The sequence below is a fragment of the Pseudoalteromonas sp. PS5 genome, assembly GCF_004103255.1.
Classification (GTDB): Bacteria; Pseudomonadota; Gammaproteobacteria; order Enterobacterales; family Alteromonadaceae; genus Pseudoalteromonas; species Pseudoalteromonas peptidolytica.
Genome location: NZ_RCSQ01000108.1, coordinates 1 through 2,434 on the forward strand (window position 1 = coordinate 1; position 2,434 = coordinate 2,434).

General features: G+C 39.0%; 3 protein-coding genes. All 3 read left to right on the forward strand.

The annotated features are described in order from the left end of the window. On the forward strand, positions 1-405 hold a 405-nt coding region (locus D9603_RS21960), incomplete at its 5' end, for a hypothetical protein (protein ID WP_206644502.1). 162 nt (positions 406-567) lie between these two features. Next, positions 568-1,401: an alpha/beta hydrolase gene (locus D9603_RS14280; protein ID WP_128731826.1), complete on the forward strand. Its 834-nt coding sequence runs from the start codon at positions 568-570 to the stop codon at positions 1,399-1,401. Between the two features lie 350 nt (positions 1,402-1,751). Then, positions 1,752-1,961, forward strand: a complete 210-nt coding sequence (locus D9603_RS14285; protein WP_010603820.1) for a cold shock domain-containing protein — start codon at positions 1,752-1,754, stop codon at positions 1,959-1,961. Positions 1,962-2,434: the final 473 nt, after the last annotated feature.

The following is a 2,434-nucleotide window of genomic DNA, read 5'->3' on the forward strand; positions in this document are numbered from 1 at the left end:
TTTTTCTGTATTGGTTTTTTGATAAATAAGCATCGCATTCATACTAAGATTAGTTTAACAAGCGCTACAACGCTGAGTGTTTTGGGTCTTGCTTTCTTACTGCTAGAGTCTTATATCAACTACTCCCAAGCCAGCATGGATGAAGGGTTCGATAACTATTTCTCACTTTTAATTCTGTGTCCTTTTGTTTTCATTACTTTTACGAAAATAAAAGTATCAGGAAACAGTAAAAATATTGCATTGTATTCATCAGCGGTCTACTTTATTCACTCATTCTTTCTTAGCTTGCTAAAAATGTTTACTGATGTTGAAGCAACCATGTTGACCGCTTTATGTATCGGGCTTTCTTTGCTTGCTTCTCACTTTTTAATTCGAGTAAATAGCAAAGTTAAGTTTATCTTATAAAATGCAGACATCTAAATTCTGTTATTACAGATTTTAGCAGGATAAAACATAAGCTTAGCTAAGCTCTAGCTTAAGTCTCAGGCGCAATGCTAGCCATAGCAGATTTGGTTACTAGCTGCTACATTGTTTCCCAAGTGGAAAGGTTAACATCAAGGAAAATAGATGTGTCACAAGCTGCTTTTTTTATTCTGTATTGTTGCCAGTAGCACAGCCTTTGCGAAGGCTGTGCTTGAGCGTACCATCAAAGAGCGTATTGTTGTTGCAAATACAGTTTCACTGCAAGTGTATCATGTGGCGGGAAGCGATCCGGCTATTGTATTTGAAACTGGCTCTGCTGCGCCCGCAATTTACTGGACTTTGGTGTTAAAAGGTTTGTCACAGCGGGTGCCAAATACGCTGTTGGCATACAATCGTGAGGGCTACGGAAAGAGTGAACTTAGCCATAGAGCTTATAGTGTAGATACTGACAATCGAAACTTGCAGCAGTTACTAAAAGCGCTGAATATTAGTACTCCGTTTATCTATGTAGGCCACTCCTATGCTTACTATGTGATGCAAAATTACATTACTTATTACCCTGAGCAAATAGCCGCTTTACTATACGTAGATCCTGTCACAGTCTACTTTATCGATAAAACCCAAGCACTCACCCCTGACAAATTACTACCACCTTTAGATACGTTACCTGACAATGTTCTTGCCAGGGCGTTACGACGTGAAACTCAGGCATTGAGTGAAACTGTGGCGAGTGTTAGACCTCATCAAATGCCTAAAAATGTCCCATGTCGGGTGATTGCAGCGCAGTATGCGTTTGACCCGAACAAACGTGATCTAAAAGCATGGCGAGAAGGTCAAAATATGTTGGCATCACATTGTAATTCTCAGTTGATTATTGCACAAAATAGCGATCACACCGTGCCAATGAAAGCACCTCAAATAGTGATAGAGCAAGTGATACAACTCGTTCAAGAATTAACACCCAAAAAGGGGCTATAACTTGATGAATATTTTATTGCAATTATCAGTGATGGCGCGGGATTGATGAAATAATGCCTTTAAAAATAAGGCGTTGAAAAAATACACAAGAAAATTTTGAGGTTTGTCATTAACGAGTCATATTGCTGATTAAAAATACATTGACTTAGGGTGGAATCCCTATATGATGTTCATAGACAGAATTTGAGTCAGTGTTTTAAAATCTCCATTACGTTGTTGTATAAGTGTTTGCTTGTAGTAGTACCGTCCTGAAGTTTTATCCACTCTACAAATTTAGGTCTATGCGCCCACATGGGCATAGCTCATCAATGCAAAGCATTGGTTTTTGTTTTTATATCAGGATTAGTATTATGTCTAACACTCTTACAGGTACCGTTAAGTGGTTTAACGAGTCAAAAGGTTTTGGTTTCATCGCTCAAGAAAATGGCCCTGACGTGTTCGCACACTTCAGCGCAATCAAAGGTGACGGTTTCCGTACACTTGCTGAAGGCGAGAGAGTAGAATTCACAGTAACTGATGGCCAAAAAGGTCCTCAAGCTGAGAACATCGTTAAGCTTTAATCGCTTAATAGATGAAGAAAAAGCAAGCTATGGCTTGCTTTTTTTGTATCTGTAATTTATCGAATATCAACTTGTGCCCATCAGCTTAATGAAGTGAGCTATTTTGAGACAGGAAAATCTTGTCGATAACACGGCTACCGCGTACTGCTCTCGCTAAGGTACCTACATCCATATAGGCAAGGCAAAAATTTTGCTATTTAGTTGTTCTAAATAAGAAATCTTTAACGCTGTTAGCGTCGGCTTTACTCCTTCAAATTGCGCAAGTATTAAGTCTAATTGGTATTTGCATCAGGTTTGCTTCCTCAAATTGGCATATTATTTCTGTGTGTCTTGGCGAGATTTTCAAGCGTAGTGATCGCCGAAGCATAAATCTCTCGTGATGTTTTACTGAGCCCGCCGCTAGGCGCTGAAATTTCAAATGTACGCTTCATATCTCCAAGTAAATCAATCTTTTCATGTGGGTTTTCAGTCAT